Below are 926 nucleotides of genomic sequence, written 5' to 3' on the forward strand. Positions count from 1 at the left end.
TCCTCGCGTTCATCGGCCCCGCGGCCGCTCCTGCTTCTGCCCTCAGGGCGTGAAGGTATCGCCCAGCACGATGCCTTCGCGCCGCGGGTCGGCGCCGCCGGTCAGCGTCGGCTTGCCACCCACGTTGGCACGGATGATGGTGCTGGTGCCGCTCGACTGCGCGCCGAAGTTCACCGTGTGACCCAGGGCGCGCAGCCCCGCGATCAGCGTGTCGTTGTTGCCGTTGTTGGTGATGTCCACGTTGGGATGCTCGCCGCCCACGTTGGTGGCGCTGTTCGGGTTGGCCGCGCTGATAGCGGTGTTGTTGGCGCCGAAGTCGACCAGCGACGTGGCTTGTTGCGCATCCAGACCCCAGTCGAGCGCACCGACCAGCGTCTTCACCACGTATTGGATGATGGTGCCGCCGCCGGGCGAGCCGGTGCCCATCACGAAGTCGCCCATGCTGCCGTCGGTGTTCTTTCTGAACACCAGCGTCGGCGCCATCGTGCTGCGTGGGCGCTTGCCCGGGGCGACGCGGTTGGCCACCTTGATGCTCGGATCGACTGTGTCGTTCGGGTTGGCCGAGAAGTCGGTGAGCTGGTTGTTCAGCATGAAGCCCTGCGTCATGTGGAACGAGCCCAGCGTGCTTTCCACCGTGGTGGTCATCGAGACCACGTTGCCCTGCTTGTCGACGATGGTGAAGTGCGTGGTGCCGTGCTCCTCGGTCTTGTCGATGCCCAGCGGCACTGCGCCCAGATTGCCGGCCTGGGCGATGCACATGCTCTTCGTCAGGCTGATGAGGCTGGCGCGGCTTTGCAGGTAGGGCTTGTTGATCATCGTGTCGACTGAGCCGCCCGGCAGTGGCACGAAGTCGGTGTCAGCCACGTACTTGTCACGGTCGGCATAGGCCAGGCGCTCGGCCTCGCTCACCAGGTGCACGCCCATCA

The 926-nt window shown here is 65.8% G+C and carries 1 protein-coding gene; it reads right to left on the reverse strand.

Translation table 11 applies throughout. The features are described 5' to 3' along the window. Positions 1–42: 42 nt before the first annotated feature. Positions 43–926, reverse strand: an 884-nt coding sequence (locus ACSFA3_RS22375; protein WP_435507691.1) for a gamma-glutamyltransferase, incomplete at its 5' end; no start/stop codon positions are given.

Origin of the sequence: Variovorax glucosi, assembly GCF_051216695.1 — a bacterium.
In the GTDB taxonomy this organism is placed as follows: Bacteria; Pseudomonadota; Gammaproteobacteria; order Burkholderiales; family Burkholderiaceae_C; genus Variovorax.